This is a genomic window from Bradyrhizobium sp. CFUWI (assembly GCF_056429085.1).
On record NZ_JBWJZE010000016.1, the window covers coordinates 18,361 to 40,323 of the forward strand.

The window sequence follows — 21,963 nt, forward strand, 5'->3', positions numbered from 1 at the left end:
CTAACCCCTCGCCCGCCTGATCCGCACATACAGCGCGCCCTCGCCGCCGTGGCCGATATGCGCCGTCTCGAAGCCGACGACGAAGGCGCGGAATTCCGGCAGGCTCAGCCATTCCGGCACTTGGCGCCGCAGCACGCCGCTTTCGCCGCCGCTGCGGCCCTTGCCGGTGATGACGAGCACGAAGGTCAGGCCGTCGTGATGGGCGCGGTGCAGAAAGCCGGTCAGCGCGCGATGGGCGCGCGTCTGCGTCATGCCGTGCAGATCGAGCCGCGCCTCGATCTCACTGCGGCCGCGCGACAATTTTGTCCGCTCGCGCTTGCCGAGCGGCGCCAAGGGCGGGACGGCCGGTTTTGCGGCACGTGGTGCCGGCGCGGCGGCGATCGGCCGTGGCGATGATGCAGGCCGCGAGACGGATGCTGCGGGCAAAGGCTCGGTGCGCGGAGCGGCATGCGCTTTCGCCGCGCGCTGCTTCCGCAGCGGCTTGACCTGCTTGGCGACCGTATCCCACAGCGCGCGCTCCTCCTCGCTCAGCGCGCGGCGGCGCGGCGAGGGGCGAGGCTCGAGCACGGGCGGACGGGACGATCGCTTCATTGCTGTCGAAGGGGACGTTTCTTCACCGGCCGCTGCGGCTCCGAGGCAGGCTCCATCGCGGGGCGCGGCACCGGCAGCGGGACAGGACCTGCGATGGCAACGGTTTCGTTCTTGTTGTCCATTGCGCCGGCGACAGCGGCCGGCTTCGCGGTCCCCTTGCCCGGATCGCTTTGCGGAAACAGCTTTGCGATCTTCTCCGAGGGACGCGGATCAGGCACCGGCAGGCGCGCGGCGCGAACCGAGGGATCGAGGCCCTTCGGCACCAGCATGACAAAATGCATGGGATGGCGCAGCCGCCCGGAGACCCGGCCCGCCTCCTGGCCCGCGCCGAAAAACAGATCGGCGCGCGCGGGGCCGATGATGGCCGAGCCGGTATCCTGCGCGATCATCAGCCGATGGAACGGCGTCTTTGCGCGTTCGGATTCGATCGGCAGCTCGCCCTCGATGAAGAACGGCGTGCCATAGACATGCAGCGACTTGTCGACCGCAATCGAGCGTCCCGCCGTCAAGGGAATGCCTTGCGCGCCCACCGCCTCCTCCTTGTCGGAGAGGTTGACCTCGCGGAAGAAGATGTAGGCGCGGTTCGCGCGGCGCAGCTCCTTGGCGCCGTCAGGATTCTGCGCCATCCATTCCCTGATCTTCTGCATCGACATCTCCTCCTTCGGGATGATGCCGCGCTCGATCAGGATGCGCCCGACGGCGGTGTAGGGATAGCCGTTATAGGCGTCGTAATTCAGCCGGACCGAGCTGCCGTCGTCGAACTTGATCCGCGCCGAGCCCTGGATCTGCGCGAACAACAGATCGGTCGGGTCCTTCAGCCAGGCGATCTCCAGCCCGCGGCCGGCGATCTTGCCGTCCTCGATCTCGCCGCGGTCGTAATAGGGCACCAGCTTGCGGCGGCCGATCTTGCGATAGACCGGGCCCTTGTTGGGCAGGCTCAACGAATCCTGCTTGTAGCCGCGCACGAACAGATTTGAGGGACGGCGGTAGACCGGAACGTTGTAGACGTCGGTCTGTGTGCGCGATCCCTCCAGCACCGGCTCATAATAGCCGGTGACGAAACCATCGGGCTCGCCGAGGCGCGAAATGCGCAGCGGCGCGAAATTCTCCTCGAAGAAGGTTTTGGCCTTGGCGTCGTCGCTGATCTCGAGCGATCTGGCGACCCGGCAAGGCTCGCTCAGCGAGCCGCCGAGCGCCTTGGGTTCAGCCGATCCGTTCTGCGCGTTGATCGAGCGGCAGCTGGCACGGAACGTCTTGTAAGCGGCGAGGTGATTGTCGTCGCCCCAACCCTTCACGTCAGCCCAGGAGAGCGGCAAATATTGCGCGCCGGGAATGTCGAACGGCAGGGGGACCTGCGGGTAGGGCAAGGCCCGCAATGGCGCGGCAGGCAATTGCGGCGGATGATGATGGTGATGGTTGCGATAGTGGCGCCGCGCCGCCTCGGCGCCGAGCGAAAACGATGACAGCGCGACGGCGCCTGCGCAAAGCGCGGTCGCGCTGGTCTTCAGAAAGATCTTAATTCGCGCTTCCGGTGCCAACCAGCTTCCAGTTCGGATCGCGAGAGGTGACGTCGCGGGCGAAAGTCCAGATGTCGGTGATGTCGGCGACCGTGTCGGCGCTGCCGTCGACGATGTTGCCGGCCTTGTCGCGGGTGGCCGAGATCATCTGCGAGACGAAACGGATCGTGAGCTGGGCGGTACGATCGCGCAGCTCGGCGCCGACGAGCTCGGCCTTGTCGATCGAGACGAAGCGGGTCTCGGTCTTCTGCTCGTTCTTCTCGCGCTCCTTGATCGCGGCGTCGAAGCTTTCGTAGACCTCCGACGACAGCAGGTCGCGCAGCGCACGGCGGTCGCCATTGGCAAAGGCCAGCACGATCATCTCGTAGGCGCCGCGGGCGCCCGAGATGAAATGACGCGGGTCGAACGTGGACTCCTTGTCGACGATGGCGTCCAGGCCCTGCGCCAGCGCGGTGCCGGGCTCGGCCAAGCCCTTCCAGCGGTCGGAGGGCGGGGTCGGGTCGGCCGACGGCGCCAGAGGTGCCTGGTCGATCACCTTGCCCGGCATGGTCACAACGTTGTTGTCCTGGGCACCCCCCAGCGCATTGCGGGCGGCGGTCCGATCGAACGGCGGCCGTTCGTTGCCGGTTCGCTGCCCAAGCACGCTGCGCAGCCGCAGAAAGATGAAGACCGCCAGCGCCAGGAAGATAATGGTGTAGATGTCCACGTCAGATTCGCTTTCTGGTCTTTGCTCTGGGTCTTCGCTTTCGGGGTCGTCGCCGGGAAAATCAATCCGGCCAGTAGACCGTTCCCTACGGGAACGGCAAGTCTACATCGCCAATTTAGGTCCACATCAGGTCCTTGGGATGTAGGCACGAAATCTTGCCGGGCCAATGGCGCCTTTTGGCACAGCACCGAGTGTAGCGCGTTTTATGCTTAAGGGGAAACCCGATCCTGCCCGGAAATCGCGTATCTTCAATCGTTTAAGGCGCAATTTTACGGAAAAGGCAGGGTGACCGTCAAAGGTGTCGGCGCGGACCGAATCCCCGCCCCCGGGACCGTTCGTCCTTGTGGAACGAGGCGGCCCTATGTTAGCCAACCGCCGCGAAATTCAGCCCCAATCGGGTAAGGAGAGACTCTCATGACCAACGGTAACGGCACCCCTCCCGAGGCGGCCCAGGCTCCCCAGCTCAACGTGCTGGCGCAATATACCAAGGACCTGTCGTTCGAAAATCCGAACGCGCCGGGCTCGCTCCAGCAGCAGAGCCAGCCGCCCCAGATCAACATCCAGATCAACGTCAGCGCCAACAATCTCAGCGAGCAGGAATTCGAGGTGACGCTGTCGGTCGAGGGCAAGGCCGATACTGCCGGCAAGATCATGTTCTCGTTTGAGCTCGCCTATGCCGGCGTGTTCCGCATCGCCAACGTGCCGAAGGAGAATCTGCATCCGCTGGTCATGATCGAGTGTCCGCGCCTGCTCTTCCCGTTCGCGCGCGAGATCATCGCGACCGCGGTGCGCGACGGCGGGTTCCCGCCCCTGATGCTGGATCCGGTCGACTTCGTCGGTCTATATCGCCAGAACATGGAGCGGCAAATGGCCGCCCAGGGCGGTGGCCAGACCGGCCAGGCCTAAATCAAAGCTGAACCGGCCGGAGAGGCGACTGGAGCGGCGAGATACTCGTTCCAGATCGCCTTTTCACCCATCGTTGCGATGAAGGCCCGATGGGCCTCTCTTTCGGCATCCGAAACCCGCGGCGCGAGCGGCGCCAGGCGCTGCCGCCGCGGCGTATCGCCCGCCGCGTTGACGCGAATCTCTTCCCTCTCCGACGCCAGAAGCAGCTGCGACTGCCGGGCTCCGACCAGGTCGACATAGACCTCGGCCAGCAGCTCGGCGTCCAGCAGCGCGCCGTGCTTGGTGCGGTGCGAATTGTCGATCGCATAGCGCGAGCAGAGATCGTCGAGCCGGTTCGACACACCCGGATGCTTGCGCCGCGCCAGCAGCAACGTATCGACCAGCCGCTCCCGCGGGATCGCTGCGCGCTTGATCCGGTCGAGCTCGGCATTGATGAAGCTGATATCGAACGAGGCGTTGTGGATCACCAGCGGGTCGTCGCCGATGAACTCCAGGAACCCATCGACGACCTCGTGGAACAGCGGCTTGGTCGACAGGAATTCGGCCGACAGCCCGTGCACCGCGAAGGCTTCCGCCGGCATGTCCCGCTCAGGATTGATATAGACGTGATAGGTCTGGCCCGTCGGCATGCGGTTGAGGATCTCGACGCAGCCGATTTCGACCAGGCGATCGCCGCGAAGCGGATCGAGGCCGGTGGTTTCGGTGTCGAGGACGATTTCGCGCATGTCTTGAGATCAGTCTCTTGAGATCAGTGTCGTGAGAGCCGTTATGAGGCGGCGAATCAGGTTCGCCGCTGCGGCATCTTAACGACCTCGGCCAGGATCTGCGCGATTTGCGCCCGCACCGGCTCAAGTCCGTGCGAGGTATCCACCACGAAATCGGCCCGCTTGCGCTTCTCGGCATCAGGCGTCTGCTTGGCGATGATGGCATCGAGCTTGGCTTCGTCCATCGTGCCCCGCGCCAGCACCCGCTCGCGCTGGAGTTCCGGCGAAGTCGACACCACGACCACGGCGTCGACCCGTTTCTCGCCGCCGGTCTCGAACAGCAGCGGGATGTCGAGCACCACGACCGGCGCCTTGGCTGCCTCGGCCTCGACGAAGAATTTTTGCCGGGAGGCGCCGAGCATCGGATGCACGATCTGCTCGAGCTGCTTGATCGCGGCGGGATCATGCACGACGCGCGCCGACAGCTTTGACCTGTCCACCTTGCCGTTCACGGTGGTGCCGGGAAAGGCAGCCTCGATCGCGGGCGCTGCCTCGCCTTCATAGAGCTGATGCACCGCGGCATCGGCATCGTAGACGGGCACACCGGCCTCCGCGAACAGTTTCGCGGTGGTGGATTTTCCCATCCCGATCGAGCCGGTCAGTCCCAGGATCCGCATCAGCGTGCAGCCATCTCCGTCAGTCAGACCGCAACTAGCCGCTCACGCCGCAGGAACGCAAGAAGCGGCAGTAGCGGCAGGCCGAGAATGGTGAAATGGTCGCCCTCGATGCGCTCGAACAGATGAACGCCCAGCCCCTCGAGCTGATAGGCGCCGACGCTGGTCGTGACGGCGTCGCCGGCGGCGTCGAGATAGGCCAATAGCTCCGCCTCGGTCATCGCACGCATGGTCATGCGGGCAATCGAGACGTCTTCGAAAACAATCTTGCCGTCATGCGCCATAGCGACCGCGGAATTCAGCTCATGGCTGTTGCCGGCGAGGTCGCGCAATTGCGCCAATGCCTGGTCGCGGCCGGCGGGCTTGTTGAAGAGGCGGCTGCCAAGAGCCAGGGTCTGATCGGCGCCGATCACGTAGCTCCCGGGATGACGGGCGCAGACCGCCTTGGCCTTTTCGCGCGCGAGCTTTAGAGCGATCTCGCGCGGATTTGAAAGCTTCGAGGCTGCTTGAATACCGCGTTCGTCGATATCGGCGGTAACAGCCTTGAACTCCAGCCCGGCATTGGCCAGCAGCATTTTACGCGCGCTGCTCTGCGAGGCCAGGATCAACGGAGATGTGCCGAGCCACAGCCCCATCGCGACACCTATTCGGAAGGCCGGTTGCGTTGGCGATCGCTGTAGAGCTTCATGATCGCTGCCGCGGTTTCCTCGATCGAGCGGCGCGTGACGTCCAGCAGCGGCCAATCGTGCTTGGCGCTGAGCTTGCGCGCAAACGCGACCTCCTCGGTGACCGATTGCTTGTCGGTGTAGGTTTCGCTGCCGGACTCCGCTCCCATCGAGAGCAGGCGATTCTGACGAATCTGGATCAGGCGTTCCGGCGTCGCGTGCAGGCTGACGACCAGCGGCCGCGTCAGCGTCTCCAATTGCGAGGGCACCGGGATGCCCGGAACCAGCGGCACGTTGGCGGTGCGGATGCCGCGATTGGCGAGATAGATCGAGGTCGGCGTTTTCGAAGTGCGGGAGACGCCAACCAGAACGACGTCGGCGTCGTTGAGGCCTTCGACATGCTGGCCGTCGTCGTGGATCATGGTGTAGTTCAGCGCGTCGATGCGCTTGAAATATTCCGCGTTGAGGACGTGCTGGGCGCCGACGCGGCCCGTGGTCGCAGCCCCGAGATAGGCTTCGAACAGCTGCATCACCGGGCCGATGATCGACAGGCTCGGAACGTTGATCTCCTTGCACTTGTCCTCGAGCCTGGAGACCAGATCCTTCTCCAGCAGCGTGAACAGCACGATTCCCGGGGCTTCCTCGATCTCGTCGAGCACGCGGTCCAGCTGCTTCTGGCTGCGCACCAGCGGATAGACATGCTCGACCGGCGTGACGTTGGCGTATTGGGCCGCAACCGCGCGCGCCACGGTGATCAGCGTTTCGCCGGTGGAGTCGGAGACGAGGTGCAGATGGAAATAATTGTTCGAGGTCGGCACAAAAACTCTTTGTATGAGGGCGGTGTGGATTGTGGATTTCTGTGGAGCTTAACCCCTCGGAAAGGGTTGCGCGACACCGGGGGCGGGACAAGTGCCAATTTTATTCACACCGCTGCCCCTCAGAACAAGTTTGCCGCCCGGTCGGGCCGGAAACGGGATTGCGCGGACAACCGCCTTGATAAGCTGCCGACAGAATCGCGCAAGTCTTTGCAGCCGGCTGACTTATCGGAAGTCGGCAGACCTTATCGGGATATGTGGATGGATGTGAACAAGCGCGCACGAACTCGCGGATGGAATTGCATGAGTCCAATCCACGGTCACATAGACTCAAACCTTAAGAATCTAAGATTCTAGATTTGAGGAAGGCGCTACGGACGGATATGTGTGCACGGTGAGACCTTAACGAGTTCTTACTATCCCCAGTTCCCTTCACTGCGCAGAAGGCCGGACCCGCGAAAATGTTCGAAGACGTCTATCTCTGGATCAAGGCGCTGCACGTGATCGCCGTCATCGCCTGGATGGCCGGCATGCTCTATCTGCCGCGACTATTCGTCTATCATTCCGAGGCCGAGATCGGCTCGAAGCAGTCGGAAACGTTCAAGGTGATGGAACGCCGGCTCCTCAAGGCCATCATCAACCCTGCCATGACCGTCACCTGGCTCGCCGGGCTCTATCTCGCCTGGTCCGGCCATTGGTTCTCATTCGGCTGGCTGCACGTAAAACTGGCATTGGTCCTGGTGATGTCTGCGGTCCACGGCTTTTTTTCCCGCTGGCTGAAGGATTTCGCCGCCGACCGGCGCCCGCGCACCCAGAAATTCTATCGCATTATCAATGAGGTGCCGACCGTTCTGATGATTTTCATCGTCATCATGGTGATCGTGAAGCCGTTCTAGGCAAGGCCCGTGACGATAAGCCCAGCGCTTCGGCTTGCAGAGCAGGAAGCGATTTTCTATATTGGCGACATCCCACCCAACGCAGGCGGATGTGGTTGTGTCTGAGCTTTCCAGAGGCCGGACACCGCATCAGGTTTGAAGCCTCACCGGCACTTAACCTTGCCAGACCTGCGGACCTTATCTTCTCACGTCCGCATTTCAGAGCCTCCTCGCACCCCCCTTCCAAGGTTACCCCACAGGACCACCCCAATGCGGGAAATTAAACTTCAGGACCTCAAGTCGAAGACGCCGGCCGAGCTCGTCTCGTTCGCGGAAGAGCATGGGGTCGAGAACGCCAGCACGATGCGCAAGCAGGAGCTGCTGTTCGCCATCCTCAAGCAACTTGCGCTTGCCGAAACCGACATCGTCGGCGAGGGCGTCGTCGAGGTTCTCTCCGACGGCTTCGGCTTTCTCCGCTCGCCCGATGCGAATTATCTGCCGGGCCCGGACGACATCTACGTTTCGCCGTCGCAGATCCGCCGTTTCGGCCTGCGCACCGGCGACACCATCGAAGGCCACATCCGCAGCCCGAAAGAGGGCGAGCGCTATTTCGCGCTGCTGAAGGTCAACACGCTCAATTTCGAGGATCCGGAAAAGGCCAAGCACAAGGTCAATTTCGACAACCTCACGCCGCTGTTTCCGAATCAGCGCTTCCGCATGGAAATCGACGACCCGACGCGGAAAGACCTTTCTGCACGGGTGATCGACATCGTCGCTCCCATCGGCAAGGGCCAGCGCGCCTTGATCGTGGCGCCGCCGCGCACGGGTAAGACCGTGCTGATGCAGAACATCGCGCACTCGATCACGCACAATCATCCCGAGTGCTATCTGATCGTGCTGTTGATCGACGAGCGTCCGGAAGAAGTCACGGACATGCAGCGCTCGGTGAAGGGCGAGGTCGTGTCGTCGACCTTCGACGAGCCGGCGGTGCGCCACGTCCAGGTCGCCGAGATGGTGATCGAAAAAGCAAAGCGCCTGGTCGAGCATGGCCGCGACGTCGTGATCCTGCTTGATTCGATCACCCGTCTCGGCCGCGCCTACAACACCGTGGTGCCGTCCTCAGGCAAGGTGCTGACCGGCGGTGTCGACGCCAACGCGCTGCAGCGCCCCAAGCGCTTCTTCGGTGCCGCCCGCAACATCGAGGAGGGCGGCTCGCTGACCATCATCGCGACCGCCCTGGTCGATACCGGCAGCCGCATGGACGAAGTCATCTTCGAAGAGTTCAAGGGCACCGGTAACTCGGAGCTGATCCTGGACCGCAAGGTCTCGGACAAGCGCACCTTCCCGGCGATCGACATCTCGCGCTCCGGCACCCGCAAGGAAGAGCTCATCACCGATCCGCAGGTGCTCAAGAAGATGTACGTGCTCCGCCGCATCCTCAATCCGATGGGCACGATGGACGCGATCGACTTCCTGCTCGACAAGCTGCGCTCGACCAAGAGCAATTCGGAGTTCTTCGACTCCATGAATACCTGAGTGCGGTGCAGCATAAGCTGCTTAAGTTCAGAGGGCGCCTGCGGGCGCCCTTTTTATTTATTGTGCAGGTTTGTTGCAGCGGATGCGCAGCATGAAATGCGAGGTGAGGCCGGGGCGGAGGTCCCACTTAATGTGTTGATCTTGCTTACGTAATAGGTGACGGCCCGCTGCCCACGTGGATAGCGCCCGGGAGTAATTGCAGCAAAATTCCCTGGTATGTTGCGTTGCAATAAAAGGGCTTGCTGCGGCAGACGGTGCAGCAAACCCTGCTGTCCGCCGCCCGAGCGGACATTTGCCTTTTGATCGGCAGCTGGACAAATAGGCCATGCATCCGCGAGACCAGACCATCTTTGCATTGTCGTCCGGTCGGGCGCCGAGCGCGATAGCTGTGGTGCGTGTGTCGGGCTCGCAGGCCGGCCCCGTGCTGACAACGTTTGCCGGCAAGCTGCCGGCCCCACGGCTGGCCAGCCGCCGGCTGCTCCGTGACGGGGCGGGCCAGCCGATCGACGATGCGGTCGTGCTCTGGTTTCCAGGACCGGCCAGCGCGACCGGGGAGGACATCGCCGAATTTCACGTCCATGGCGGCCGCGCGGTGCTGGCGGCGCTCCTTGCCTCAATTTCGGTTATTCGGAATACACGCGCGGCCGAACCGGGTGAGTTCACGCGGCGGGCGTTCGAGAACGGCAAGCTCGACCTCACGGAGGCCGAGGGTCTCGACGATCTCATTCACGCCGACACCGACCGGCAGCGGCGCCAGGCGCTGCGGCAGTTGCAGGGCCTGCTCGGCGACCGCGCGCGCGACTGGCGCGAGCGGATTATCGAGGCGTCGGCGCTGATCGAAGCCGGCATCGATTTCTCCGACGAGGGCGATGTACCGGCCGAATTGATGGCGCCGGCCGTCGAAGCGATCCAAGCGCTGCACGACGAAATTGCAAATGTCCTTGCGGCACAGGGACATTCCGAACGCCTGCGCGACGGGCTGGTGGTTGCGATCGCGGGCGAGCCGAATGTCGGCAAGTCGACGCTGATGAACCAGCTTGCACGCCGCGAGGTCGCGATCGTCTCGCCGCATGCCGGCACGACGCGCGACGTGATCGAGGTCCAGCTCGACCTCGACGGCTATCCCGTCACGATCATCGACACGGCCGGCATCCGCGAGACCGACGATCCGGTCGAGCAGGAGGGCGTGCGCCGGGCGCGGGCGCGGGCCGAGGATGCCGACCTGGTGTTGTGGCTGGTCGAGTCCGGGCAGGCCGTCGATCCCGAGACGATGCGGTTGCTTCGGAATTCCGGGATGGATGCGCAGCGGTCCAGCGGCCCGGTCTGGATCATCCGCAACAAGATCGATCTGGGCAGGGCCGGGGGCGCTGCGGCGCGCGGCGAGTTTGCGATCTCGGCGCGGGAAGGCGACGGCATCCCCGATCTGGTCCAGGCCCTCGTCGAATTCGCGGCCGAGTTCTTCGGAGCCAGCGAGGGCGCCATGGTGACCCGGGCGCGCCAGCGCGAGCTGTTGAGCCGGGCCTTGGACAGCTTGCGCCGGAGCCTTGAGCTTGTAGAAGAGGGCGAGGAGCTGGCTGCCGAGGAATTGCGGGCCGCCGCTTATGCGCTCGGCCGGCTGCTGGGCCGGGTGGACGTCGAGGACGTCCTCGGGGCGATCTTCCAGAAGTTCTGCATCGGAAAGTAGATCTAGTTCTTCATTGTAGAACTAGGACTTGTTCCATTTCTTGGTATTTCACGTGAAACGGTGAGTTCGTGTTTCACGTGAAACGGCTGGTTCCAAGAGCCGTCCCCGCGGACAAACGAGGTGCAGACTGCGGGACCGATCGCACGAGCCCTTTCTCCCTGACTTCCTACGGCACACATGTTTCACGTGAAACAGGAGCGGACGGCCGGCGGCTGCTCTCTTCTCTCCCCCATGTGCCCCGGACGCAGCGCAGCGTCTCTTCGACGGTGCGCTGCTGAGCGGGGCCCAAGGTCGCAGGCGTTCGGAGCTCCTGGATCCCGGCTCTGCGCAGCAACGCGCGCGTTGCTGCTTGTCCGAGACACGAGCGAAAGAATCTGGAGTGCGTTCGCTGCGTGAGGGAAGGTGGATTGGCCCCCATCGGATCCGACCAAATGTGACCTCTTCGCTCAGTGCCGGCCGGCGGGATTACGCCGGTCCAACGCCCAGGACGGAAGATGGGCTAAAGTCACGCCGCCTGACCCACATCCGTGGCTGTCTGTCCCGAGGCCGCCGAGCTTGTTTCACGTGAAACACAGCCGGACTTGCGGTTTCTCCGCCTTCAAAACCACAGTCGCAACAATGCCCATTCTACTGTGCATGGGGTTGTTTTCGCGAAATCAGTTTCACCTCTCCGTCGTTTCACGTGAAACACGTTGCCTCCCAGTTTCCACTTCCGGCTTTCCCGCCTGTGAGCTAGAAGTCCGCCCATGCGAACCGAGCGAGAGAGCTTCGACGTCATCGTGATTGGCGGTGGCCACGCCGGCTGTGAAGCCGCGGCGGCGTCCGCGCGGAGGGGCGCAACGACCGCCCTGGTCACGCACCGCTTCTCGACCGTGGGCGCCATGTCCTGCAATCCCGCTATCGGCGGTCTCGGCAAGGGCCATCTGGTTCGTGAGGTCGATGCGCTTGACGGTCTGATGGGCCGGGTCGGCGATGCCGGCGGCATCCAGTTTCGCGTGCTCAATCGTCGCAAAGGTCCGGCGGTCCGTGGTCCCCGGGCTCAGGCCGATCGAAAGCTCTATGCCGCGGCCATGCAGGCCGCGATCCGCGAGACCGAGGGCCTTTCGGTCATTGAAGGCGAGGCTGATGAGCTGATCGTAGCCGAGGGCCGGGTCACGGGTCTGCGTCTGGCCGATGGCCGCGAGCTTCGGGCAGGGGCCGTGGTGGTCACCACCGGCACCTTCCTCCGCGGCCTCATTCATCTCGGCGAGAATAATTGGCCCGCCGGCCGTGTCGGTGAGGCCCCGGCGATGGGCCTTTCCTCGTCGTTTGAGCGTGTCGGCTTCACCTTGGGACGGCTCAAGACGGGCACCCCGCCGCGTCTGGACGGCACCACGATCGACTGGTCCGCGGTCGAGATGCAGCCCGGAGACGAGCCGCCGGAGCCATTCTCGGTCATGACCGAGCGGATCACGACCCCGCAGATCCAGTGCGGGATCACCCGGACCACCGCGGCAACCCACGAGGTGATCCGGGCCAATGTCCACCGCTCGCCGATGTACTCCGGCCAGATCAAGAGCTCCGGGCCGCGCTATTGCCCGTCGATCGAGGACAAGATCGTCCGCTTCGGCGACCGCGATGGCCACCAGATCTTCCTGGAACCGGAAGGGCTCGACGACAGCACGGTCTATCCCAACGGCATCTCGACCTCGCTCCCCGAGGAGGTCCAGCTCGCGATCCTCGCCAGCATCCCTGGCCTGGAACGGGTGAAGATGGTCCGTCCGGGCTATGCCATCGAGTATGACCACATCGATCCCCGCGAGCTCGATCCGACCCTGCAGACCAAGCGTCTGCGCGGTCTGTTCCTGGCCGGGCAGATCAACGGCACCACCGGATACGAAGAGGCCGCCGGGCAGGGCATCGTCGCAGGCCTGAACGCGGCGCTTGCTGCGAGCGGGGCGGCACTGACGGTGTTCGACCGCGCCGACGGCTATCTCGGTGTGATGATCGACGATCTCGTCACCCGCGGGATCAGCGAGCCGTATCGGATGTTCACCTCGCGGGCCGAATATCGGCTTACGCTGCGGGCTGACAATGCGGATCAGCGTCTGACCGAGAAGGGCATCGCCTTGGGCTGCGTTGGAAGCGCCCGGACCTTGCACCACCGCGCCAAGATGGACGCCCTGAATGCGGCCCGGACGCTCTCGAAGTCGCTGACGATCACCCCAAACGAGGCCATCAAGCACGGATTGTCCCTGAACCGGGACGGCCAGCGCCGGTCGGCCTTCGAGCTGATGGCCTATCCGGACATCGGCTGGAGCCAAGTCCGGGCGATCTGGCCGGAGCTGGCGCGGATCGATCCCGTGATCGCGACCCATCTCGAGATCGACGCCAAGTACGATGTCTATCTCGAGCGGCAAAGTGCCGACGTCGAGGCCTTCCGGCGCGACGAAGGGATGGTGCTGTCGGAGGTCGATTACAGCCTTGTCCCCGGTCTCTCCAACGAAGTGCGGGCCAAGCTGGAGAAGGCGCGGCCGTTCACGGTCGGCCAGGCCGGCCGGATCGACGGCATGACACCGGCTGCGCTCGGCATCCTCGCGGCCTATCTCCGGCGTGAGGCACGGAAGAGCTCCAAGGCAATTGCATAAGGCAATCGCATAAGCCATCGCATAGGCGTTTCACGTGAAACAGCGCGGACCGGGCGGGGACAGACCGCTATCACGACGACCCGGAACAGGTGCCGGCGCGGGTCGGGACGACGCGCCGGCCAATCCGAAAATCGACAAAGCCCGCGCCAACGATCAGGCGCTGGATTCCGTCATCGCCGCCGACAAGGCCGCGGCACTGAAGCTCGCTCCCGTTTCACATGAAACGGAAGCGCGGCTCGACCGCTACATCGCGCTGCTGCGGGAGTGGCAGGCCAAGACCAATCTGGTTGCGCCCTCGACCTTGCCGCACCTTTGGACCCGGCACATCGCCGACTCGCTCCAGCTGGTCGATCTCGCGCCCACGGCAAGACGCTGGGCCGATCTCGGCAGCGGCGGCGGGTTTCCCGGCGTCGTCCTGGCCTGCACCATGGCGGGGATGCCGGGTGCCAGCGTCCATCTCGTCGAGCGGATCGCCAAGAAGGCGGCCTTCCTGCGCGAAGCAATTCGCATCACCTCATCGCCGGGAGTCGTACATCTCGCTGAGATCGGGGATAATGTGGATAGAATCACCGGCCCCGTCGATTGCGTGACCGCGCGTGCGTTGGCTCCGCTACACCAACTCATCGGCTTTGCGGAGCCGCTGGTGCGCCAAGGCGCGAAGGCGCTGTTCCTTAAGGGCCAAGATGTAGAGGCTGAATTGACCGAAGCCGCTAAATATTGGAATATTGAGCCTCAGCTGCACCAGAGCCGGACGGGTGACGGCTGGATCGTGGAGCTCAATGCCGCCGAAAGGCGCAGCTGAGGCGCTCAGGGGTTGAGTGGGGAAATTTCGATGACCGTGATTGACGAGCCGCAGCAAGACAAGACGCAAGAACCGACCGCGGAGGTGCCGCATGGCCACCCGCGCATCCTGGCGCTGGCGAATCAAAAGGGCGGCGTGGGAAAAACAACCACAGCGATCAACCTGGGCACGGCGCTCGCGGCGATCGGTGAACGCGTCCTGATCGTCGATCTCGATCCCCAGGGCAACGCCTCGACCGGCCTCGGCATCGACCGCCGCAACCGCTCCTGCTCGACCTATGACGTGCTGATCGGCGAAGCCGCCTTGCGCGAGGCCGTGGTCTCGACCGCGGTGCCGCGGCTGCATATCGCGCCCTCGACCATGGACCTCTCCGGTCTCGAGCTCGAGCTCGGCACCACGCCTGGCCGCGCCTTCAAGCTGCGCGACGCCATCGGCGCGCTCAACAACAACGTCTCGCCGGATGCCGACTACACCTATGTGCTGATCGACTGCCCGCCTTCGCTGAACCTGCTCACGGTGAACGCGATGGCGGCCTCCGACGCGATCCTGGTGCCGCTGCAGTGCGAGTTCTTCGCGCTGGAAGGTCTGTCGCAATTGCTGCAGACCGTGGAGCAGGTGCGCTCGACGCTGAATCCGAACCTGTCGATCCATGGCATCGTGCTGACCATGTTCGACTCCCGCAACAACCTCTCGAACCAGGTCGTCGCCGACGTCCGGCAGTTCATGGGCGAGAAGGTCTACAAGACGATGATCCCGCGCAACGTGCGCATCTCGGAGGCGCCGTCCTACGGTAAGCCGGTGCTGGTCTACGATCTCAAATGCGTCGGCAGCGAAGCTTACTTGCGGCTCGCCACCGAAGTGATCCAGCGCGAGCGCGAGCTGCGTACGACGCATTGAAGCGACGTTGATCCGTAGGATGGGTAGAGCGCAGCGAAACCCATCACCCAAAGCGCATACAGCGATGGGTTTCGCTGCGCTCTACCCATCCTACAACTTACGACAATTCAGTTCTGGAGTGCTGCACCGTGAATCCAAGGGAGCTGGCGATGGCCGATGAAGCGCGTTCGCGACTGGGCCGGGGACTTGCAAGCCTGATCGGCGACGTCGGCGGCGAGGCTCAGCATGTCGATCGTCCGCGCGCGCAGCGCAAGGTGCCGATCGAATTCATCAAGGCCAATCCGCGCAATCCGCGCCGCACCTTTTCGGACGCCGAGCTGAAGGAGCTCAGCGAGTCCATCAAGCAGCATGGCGTGATCCAGCCGATCGTGGTGCGTCCGGTGAAAGGCGCACAGGACCGCTACGAGATCATCGCCGGCGAGCGGCGCTGGCGCGCTTCGCAGATGGCCGGTCTGCACGAGGTGCCGATCGTTCCGGTCGACATCAGCGACAGCGATGCGCTGGAGTTCGCGATCGTCGAGAACGTGCAGCGCGAGGACCTCAACCCGATGGAAGAGGCGCAGGGCTATCACGCGCTCGCCAACGAGTTCAAACGCAGCCAGGACGACATCGCAAAGGTCGTCGGCAAGAGCCGCAGCCACGTCGCCAACATGATGCGGCTGACCAAGCTGCCGGCGGAGGTGCAGGCTTTCATCGCGACCGGCGAGCTGACGGCCGGTCACGCCCGCGCGTTGATCGGCGTGCCGGATCCGCTCGCCGCCGCCAAGCGCATCGTCGAGGAGGGACTCAATGTCCGCCAGGCCGAAGCGCTCGCGCATGAAGAGGGTGTGCCGGAGCGCAAGCCGCAAAAGGCGCGCGCGTCTGGAGGGAAGGAAAAGGACCCCGACACGATCGACCTGGAGAAGCGCGTCAGCGATGCGCTCGGCCTCAAGGTCACCGTCAATCACCGCGACCCCGGCGGCTCGGTCCAGATCAACTACCGCAACCTCGATCAGCTCGACGAGGTGATGAAGCGGCTGGCCAAGGGCGCGCTGTAGTTTCGTTGGCCGTTCCGGGCTCGCGATGCGAGACCCGGAATGTCGCGCAACATAACCAGTCTATCTCCCTCACCCTGAGGAGCCGCGAAGCGGCGTCTCGAAGGGCGAGGAGCCACAGACGGGCCTTCATCCTTCGAGACGCGCGCAGGAGCGCGCTCCTCAGGATGAGGAATTATCGTCGCCTCTGTGACGCGCATCTCTCGGCCACAACATCATTGCGAGGAGCGGTTGCGCCGAAGCAATCCAGAATCTTTCCGCGGCGAGACTCTGGATTGCTTCGCTTCGCTCGCAATGACGGGTGGAAAGAGTTGCGCTCGCAATGACGTGCAGAGGGCCGCGCTCAGCCCCGCCGCTTTGCGTTCGCGGCGATCGCCATCAGCGTGCGCTGGGCGATGGCGGCGGCGAGCATCGATTGCTTGCGGGTGTCGAGCGCCGCGGTCGCGAGCTGCTCGATGACGGCGGCGAGCTTCGCCACGCTGAAATTGCGCAGCGCGGTTTCGACCGCGGGCTTTCGTGAGAAATGCAGCCGCGGGAAGCCGCCATCGAGCACGGCGGAGGCGGGCTGGCCGTCGGCGATGGCGAGCGCGGATTTGTGCAGCCACGCAGCCTGGCGCTGCGCGGCGGAGATGATCACGCCGGGATAGGTGCCCGCGATCATGGCTTTTGCGAACTCGGTCTCGACGATGTCGGGCCGCCCGGCGAAGGCGCCGTCGACGATCGGGTCGAGCTTCAGCTCGGAGGCGTCGGCAACCACGGCCATCACGTCGTCCAGCGTGACCTCGCCTTTGCCGTGGGCGTAGAGCGTCAGCTTGCGCAGCTCGTTGCGCGAGGCCTGGCGGTCGCCGCCGAGGAACGACATCAGCGCCGCGCGGGCGTCCTGCGCGATACGCAGGTTGGCGATCCGCAGCTCGTCGTCCATCAGCCTGGCGAGATCGCGCTCGGTGTCGGGATAGCACCCGATCGCCACAGCCGTCTTGGCGCGCTCGCAGGCCTTGCGCAGCGGCGATTCCGGGCGGAGCTCGCCGGCCTCGATCACGATGCGGCAATCCTTCACGTTCATCTCGGCCAACGTCTCGATTCCGCCGGCAAAGCTGCGCGAGCCGGCGCGAACGCGAATGGCGCGGCGGCCGCCGAACAGCGGCACCGTCATCGCCTCGTCGACGAGGCGCGAGGGTTCGGCGGAAAGCTCGTCGCCGTCGAGCCTGACCAGCGAGAACGGATCGTTGGGATCATCGACGCTGGAAGCGATCAACGCATCGGCACGCTCGCGCACGAGGCCGGCATCGGGACCGTAGAGCAGGATGATCGGACGGCCCGCATCGGGGCGGGCGAGGAAGGCGTCGATCTCTTTTCCGCGCAGCGCGACCATCGGGCCCCATCGTCATTCCGGGGTGCGCGGCGCGCGAACCCGGAATCCGGAGATTTTGGATCGAGATTCTCAGGTGCGCAATTGCGTACCATAGTTCGCCCTGCGGGCGCCCCAGGGAGTGTTTACGTCCCCGCGGTAAAGAACGAGGCGAGCCGGGTCGTGATGTTCTCGGCAATCTCGTTGGCGGCACGGTCCTCCGCATCGCGCACGGCGCGGGTGCGGGAGAAGCGCTGATAGGATCCCGGCATGTCATAGGACACGCGCGAGAAAGTCGAGCCGGTCATGACGGACTTGCCGGTCACCACGTCGATCAGATTGTATTGGGCGTCGATGCCGAGATTTTCGCTGGTCGGCAGTCCCGTCGCGGTGCTGACGATCAGTGAGGAGCGGCTGGAGGTGAAGCGGATGTCCAGCCGGTGGGTCGGCGGCATGCCCGTCGCCGAGCCGTAAAGTTTGAAAGCAAGCGCGTTGCGGATCTCGACGCCGACGCGGGCCTCGCGGGAGGCATTGGGCTTGCTGATCGGGGGCAGCTCGACGCCCATCAGCTTCTCGCGCAGGCCGGGAGTGCCGTCGTTTCGTTCGGCATACATCGGCTGGAAGCAGCCGGCCGTCAACGCGGCCAGGGCGGCGACCGCCAGCAAGCGGGCTGCGATGCGGATCCTACCCGACAACATTTACGATCCTCTTGGGGACGATGATCACCTTGCGGACGGGCTTGCCGTCCAGCGCCAGCTTTACCGCATCGAGTGCCAAAACGGCAGCCTCGATTTCCGGATTCTGGGCCGCTGTTGCAACTGTGACCTCACCCCGCTTCTTGCCATTGACCTGGACCACCAGGGTCACGCTGTCTTCAACCAGCAAATCGCGTTCGATTTGGGGCCAATTGGCCTCGGAAACCAGCCCGCTCTGGCCCAGAACCTGCCAGCACTCCTCGGCGAGGTGCGGCATCATCGGGGAGAACAGCTGCACCAGGATCTGGCCGGCTTCCCGGATCGCCCAGGCCAGGTCAGCGGACGGCTGGCCGGGGCGCTGCAGGATCTCCGAGAAGCTATTGGTGAATTCGCGGATATGGGCGAGGCAGACGTTGAAGTGCAGCCGCTCGATCCCGGTGGTCACCTTGTCCAGCGCACCATGGGCGGCCTTGCGCAAGAGGGTGGCATCCGGGCCGAAGCTGGCCGGCCGGGCCGTCGGCGCGCCCTTGCCGAGCTCGACGGAATCGTTCACCAGCCGCCACAGTCGCTGCACGAAGCGCGAGGCGCCCTGGACGCGCTCGTCGCTCCAGATCACGTCGCGATCGGGCGGGGAGTCCGACAGCATGAACCAGCGGGCGACGTCGGCGCCGTAGGTCTCGATGATGTCGTCGGGGTCGACCGTGTTCTTCTTCGACTTCGACATCTTCTCGATCGGGCCGATCGTGATGTCCTCGCCTGTGCCGAGCAGCGTCGCGCGGCGCCCATTGCCGCCAACCTCGACCTTCACGTCGGCCGGCTGCACATAGGTACCGTCGGCCTTCTGGTAGGTCTCGTGCACCACCATGCCTTGCGTGAACATGCCGGCGAACGGCTCGTCCAGCGCGATGTGCCCGGTCGCCTTCATCGCGCGGGTGAAGAAGCGGCTGTAGAGCAGATGCAGGATGGCGTGCTCGACGCCGCCGATATACTGGTCGACCGGGAGCATCCGGTTGGCGACCGCGGGCGTGGTCGGCGCGTTCTCGTTCCAGGGATCGGTGAAGCGCGCAAAATACCAGGACGAATCCACGAAGGTGTCCATGGTGTCGGTTTCGCGCTGGGCCTTGCCTCCGCATTTGGGGCAGGTGACGTGCTTCCAGGTCGGATGATGGTCGAGCGCGTTGCCCGGCCGGTCGAAGGTCGCGTCGTCAGGCAGCTTCACCGGCAGGTCGGCATCCGGCACCGGCACCACGTCGCATTTCGGGCAATGGATGACGGGAATCGGGCAGCCCCAATAGCGCTGCCGCGAAATGCCCCAGTCGCGCAGGCGGAAATTGACCTGCCGCTCGCCGACCGGCGCGTTGCCGCGCAGCTCGGTCTCGAGGCGCTTCGCCACCTCGTCCTTGGCCTGCTCGATGGTCATGCCGTCGAGGAAGCGCGAATTGATCATGCGGCCGTCGCCGTCATAGGCGGTGTCGGTGATGACGAACGACTTCGGGTCCTGGCCCTCCGGACAAACCACGGGCGTGTTGCCGAGACCGTACTTGTTGACGAAGTCGAGGTCGCGCTGGTCGTGCGCGGGGCAGCCGAAGATCGCGCCGGTGCCGTATTCCATCAGCACGAAATTGGCGACATAGACCGGCAGCTTCCAGGAGGGATCGAACGGATGCACCGCGCGGATGCCGGTGTCGAAGCCCTGCTTCTCCGCGGTGTCGATGATCTCCTGCGCGGTGCCGATCTTCTTGATCTCGGCAATGAACGCGGCAAGCTCGGGGTTCTTCGCGGCTGCGGCCTGTGCCAGCGGATGATCGGCCGAGATCGCCATGAATTTCGCTCCGAACAGCGTGTCCGGGCGCGTCGTAAAGATCTTCAGCTCGCTCTCGCCGGCCGGCGTCGTCGCCGCATCCAGCGCGAAGCGGATCAGCAGGCCTTCGGAGCGGCCGATCCAGTTGCGCTGCATCAGCCGCACCTTGTCCGGCCAGCGGTCCAGCGTATCCAGCGCCGACAACAGCTCCTGCGAGTACTTCGTGATCTTGAAGACCCACTGATTCATCTCGCGCTGCTCGACGACAGCGCCCGAACGCCAGCCGCGGCCGTCGATCACCTGCTCGTTGGCGAGCACGGTCATGTCGACGGGATCCCAGTTCACCTTGCGCTTCTCGCGCTCGGCGAGACCTTCGCGCAGGAAGTCCAGGAACATCTTCTGCTGGTGCTTGTAATAGGAGGGATCGCAGGTCGCGATCTCTCTGGACCAGTCCAGCGACAGCCCGATCGAGCGGAGCTGCTTCTTCATCGCGGCGATGTTGTCGTAGGTCCAGGCCTTGGGCGCGACCTTGCGCTCGATCGCGGCATTCTCGGCCGGCAGGCCGAAGGCGTCCCACCCCATCGGGTGCAGCACGTTGAACCCCTTGGCGCGCATGAAGCGGGCCAATACGTCGCCGAGCGTGTAATTCCGGACATGGCCGATATGGATGCGCCCGGACGGGTAGGGGAACATCTCGAGCACATAATATTTCGGCCGCGAATCATCGTTCTTGGAGACGAAGATCGCCTGCTCGTCCCAGAGGCGTTGCCAGCGCGGTTCGGCGTCGCGGGCGTTATAGCGTTCGGAGGTCATGGAATCGTTGGGGTTTTTGTGGGTCCGGCCGTCTCAAGACGGCGGACTAGGCCATAGAAGTCCTCAAGGGGTCAATGGGTTGCCGCGATTTGGAACCATGACCGTCGGCCTCCGCATAACTACGAGGATCGATGTTGGGGCGCGATTAAGGGCTCGATGCCATGTTGCGGCCCGACAGGACGACCGCGATGGATTCGAGCTTCGACGATCCCGACTACGACTATGCCGCCTCCATCGCCGGACGGGCGATGCGCAGCATGGCCGAACAGCGGATCGCGCCGACCCCGACCAATTTTGCGGTCTGGTACCAATATTTCGCGGGCAGCCATGACGATCTGCGCAACGCGATCGATCTTTTGATCGACCACAATCGTCCCTTTGACGCCAGAACCAATCAGGACCTGTTCGAGACCTATGTCGCACCCCAGGTGAGCGCCACCGCCGTCGACACCTCCGAGCGGCTGCATGCGCTCATGGGTACGGCGAGGGAATTTCTGGCGACCGCGATCGCTGACAACCATTCGCAGATGCGGGTCATCAGCGCGGTGGCGGACCAGGGCAAGGCTGGCGTCGATCCGAAGGCGCTGGTCGCCCAGCTCATGAACGAGCTGGCCCGGGCCGCCACGAAGGCGACCCAGCTCGAGGCAGGCTTTGCGGAGAAGACCCGCGAGCTCGACGTCATCAGGGATTCGCTCACGAGGTCCGAGGAGCGCGCCCGGACCGACACGCTGACAGGCCTTGCAAACCGGCGGGCGCTCGACGAATTCCTGCGCAAGGCGCAGGCGACCGCGGATTGGGGCGAGCCGCTCAGCGTGCTGATGCTCGACATCGACCACTTCAAATCCTTCAACGACAATTTCGGCCACGGCGTCGGCGACCAGGTGCTGCGCCTGATGGCCAAGGTGTTGCGCGAGAAGGTTCGCCCTCAGGATCTGCCGGCCCGTTATGGCGGCGAGGAGCTGATCGCGGTGTTGCCGGCCGCCGATCTCGCCTGTTGCGCCGAGATCGCCGAGCGCATCAGGCGCGCGCTTGCCGAATGCACGATCACGCGCCGCTCGACCGGCGAGATCCTGCCCAACATCAGCGTGTCGATCGGCGTAGCGCAGTACCGGCCCGGCGAAGCGATCACCGATCTCATCGAGCGCTGCGACCGCGCGCTCTATCTCGCCAAGGGCGGCGGCCGCAATCGCGTCGTGACGGAGACCGAGCTCGATCGCGCGCAAGCTGCGGGCTAGGTTCGGGCGAGACGATGACGGTGCGCTCCCTCTCCCCG

At 64.4% G+C, this 21,963-nt stretch carries 19 protein-coding genes; 9 read left to right on the forward strand and 10 right to left on the reverse strand.

The window, feature by feature from the left end:
* From AC066S_RS28610 to AC066S_RS28620, 3 genes are read right to left on the reverse strand one after another with little or no spacing between them, the layout of a single operon-like run.
* Positions 1 to 591 carry a Smr/MutS family protein gene (locus AC066S_RS28610; protein WP_478271190.1) on the reverse strand — a complete coding sequence of 197 codons (591 nt, stop codon included), beginning with the start codon at positions 589 to 591 and terminating at the stop codon, positions 1 to 3.
* Positions 588 to 2,129, reverse strand: coding sequence for a murein transglycosylase A (gene mltA, locus AC066S_RS28615; protein WP_478271191.1), 1,542 nt, complete (start codon positions 2,127 to 2,129; stop codon positions 588 to 590). The genes AC066S_RS28610 and mltA overlap by 4 nt, the downstream gene beginning before the upstream one ends.
* Entirely contained in the window at positions 2,107 to 2,814 is a 708-nt protein-coding gene (locus AC066S_RS28620) for a Tim44/TimA family putative adaptor protein (protein WP_126256877.1), read from the reverse strand. Before AC066S_RS28620 ends, mltA begins: the two co-directional genes overlap by 23 nt.
* Before the next feature lie 414 nt (positions 2,815 to 3,228).
* On the opposite strand from AC066S_RS28620, the gene secB reads away from it, so the two are divergent.
* Positions 3,229 to 3,720 (forward strand): protein-export chaperone SecB, encoded by a 492-nt coding sequence (gene secB, locus AC066S_RS28625; RefSeq protein ID WP_028133448.1) that lies wholly within the window; start codon positions 3,229 to 3,231, stop codon positions 3,718 to 3,720.
* Here secB and dnaQ read toward each other — a convergent pair.
* The 4 genes from dnaQ to AC066S_RS28645 are packed head-to-tail and all read right to left on the reverse strand — an operon-like array spanning position 3,717 to position 6,581.
* Entirely contained in the window at positions 3,717 to 4,445 is a 729-nt protein-coding gene (gene dnaQ / locus AC066S_RS28630; protein ID WP_126256876.1) for a DNA polymerase III subunit epsilon, read from the reverse strand. The two genes, secB and dnaQ, sit on opposite strands and share 4 nt — an antisense overlap.
* Positions 4,446 to 4,501: 56 nt before the next feature.
* Positions 4,502 to 5,101, reverse strand: coding sequence for a dephospho-CoA kinase (coaE, locus tag AC066S_RS28635; RefSeq protein ID WP_478271192.1), 600 nt, complete (start codon positions 5,099 to 5,101; stop codon positions 4,502 to 4,504).
* Positions 5,102 to 5,124: 23 nt separating this feature from the next.
* Positions 5,125 to 5,733: a Maf family nucleotide pyrophosphatase gene (locus tag AC066S_RS28640; RefSeq protein WP_478271193.1), complete on the reverse strand. Its 609-nt coding sequence runs from the start codon at positions 5,731 to 5,733 to the stop codon at positions 5,125 to 5,127.
* Between the two features lie 8 nt (positions 5,734 to 5,741).
* Positions 5,742 to 6,581: a pyruvate, water dikinase regulatory protein gene (locus AC066S_RS28645; protein ID WP_126256874.1), complete on the reverse strand. Its 840-nt coding sequence runs from the start codon at positions 6,579 to 6,581 to the stop codon at positions 5,742 to 5,744.
* A gap of 458 nt (positions 6,582 to 7,039) precedes the next feature.
* Here AC066S_RS28645 and hemJ point away from each other — a divergent pair, with 458 nt between their 5' ends.
* From hemJ to AC066S_RS28680, 7 genes are all read left to right on the forward strand, one after another.
* The gene (gene hemJ, locus AC066S_RS28650) at positions 7,040 to 7,474 is read left to right on the forward strand and encodes a protoporphyrinogen oxidase HemJ (protein WP_135170132.1); all 435 of its coding nucleotides are present in this window, start codon (positions 7,040 to 7,042) and stop codon (positions 7,472 to 7,474) included.
* Positions 7,475 to 7,723: 249 nt separating this feature from the next.
* Positions 7,724 to 8,989 carry a transcription termination factor Rho gene (gene rho / locus AC066S_RS28655; protein ID WP_028133442.1) on the forward strand — a complete coding sequence of 422 codons (1,266 nt, stop codon included), beginning with the start codon at positions 7,724 to 7,726 and terminating at the stop codon, positions 8,987 to 8,989.
* A gap of 325 nt (positions 8,990 to 9,314) precedes the next feature.
* A complete protein-coding gene (gene mnmE, locus AC066S_RS28660) occupies positions 9,315 to 10,673 on the forward strand; it encodes a tRNA uridine-5-carboxymethylaminomethyl(34) synthesis GTPase MnmE (protein WP_478271194.1) in 1,359 nt (452 codons plus the stop codon).
* A 746-nt stretch (positions 10,674 to 11,419) separates the two neighbouring features.
* A complete protein-coding gene (gene mnmG, locus AC066S_RS28665) occupies positions 11,420 to 13,300 on the forward strand; it encodes a tRNA uridine-5-carboxymethylaminomethyl(34) synthesis enzyme MnmG (RefSeq protein WP_478271195.1) in 1,881 nt (626 codons plus the stop codon).
* 160 nt (positions 13,301 to 13,460) lie between these two features.
* Positions 13,461 to 14,102, forward strand: coding sequence for a 16S rRNA (guanine(527)-N(7))-methyltransferase RsmG (gene rsmG / locus AC066S_RS28670; protein WP_478271267.1), 642 nt, complete (start codon positions 13,461 to 13,463; stop codon positions 14,100 to 14,102).
* Positions 14,103 to 14,132: 30 nt separating this feature from the next.
* On the forward strand, positions 14,133 to 14,999 hold the full coding sequence (locus AC066S_RS28675) for a ParA family protein (protein WP_135165703.1): 867 nt from the start codon (positions 14,133 to 14,135) through the stop codon (positions 14,997 to 14,999).
* A gap of 149 nt (positions 15,000 to 15,148) precedes the next feature.
* Positions 15,149 to 16,036, forward strand: a complete 888-nt coding sequence (locus AC066S_RS28680) for a ParB/RepB/Spo0J family partition protein (RefSeq protein WP_164718507.1) — start codon at positions 15,149 to 15,151, stop codon at positions 16,034 to 16,036.
* Between the two features lie 340 nt (positions 16,037 to 16,376).
* Here AC066S_RS28680 and holA read toward each other — a convergent pair whose 3' ends face one another.
* From holA to leuS, 3 genes are all read right to left on the reverse strand, one after another.
* Positions 16,377 to 17,405, reverse strand: coding sequence for a DNA polymerase III subunit delta (gene holA, locus AC066S_RS28685; protein WP_135170137.1), 1,029 nt, complete (start codon positions 17,403 to 17,405; stop codon positions 16,377 to 16,379).
* Positions 17,406 to 17,527: 122 nt separating this feature from the next.
* On the reverse strand, positions 17,528 to 18,079 hold the full coding sequence (gene lptE, locus AC066S_RS28690; protein WP_478271196.1) for an LPS assembly lipoprotein LptE: 552 nt from the start codon (positions 18,077 to 18,079) through the stop codon (positions 17,528 to 17,530).
* Positions 18,066 to 20,690, reverse strand: coding sequence for a leucine--tRNA ligase (gene leuS, locus AC066S_RS28695; protein ID WP_478271197.1), 2,625 nt, complete (start codon positions 20,688 to 20,690; stop codon positions 18,066 to 18,068). Before leuS ends, lptE begins: the two co-directional genes overlap by 14 nt.
* A gap of 188 nt (positions 20,691 to 20,878) precedes the next feature.
* Here leuS and AC066S_RS28700 point away from each other — a divergent pair, with 188 nt between their 5' ends.
* Positions 20,879 to 21,925, forward strand: a complete 1,047-nt coding sequence (locus AC066S_RS28700) for a GGDEF domain-containing protein (RefSeq protein ID WP_478271198.1) — start codon at positions 20,879 to 20,881, stop codon at positions 21,923 to 21,925.
* Positions 21,926 to 21,963 lie beyond the last annotated feature (38 nt).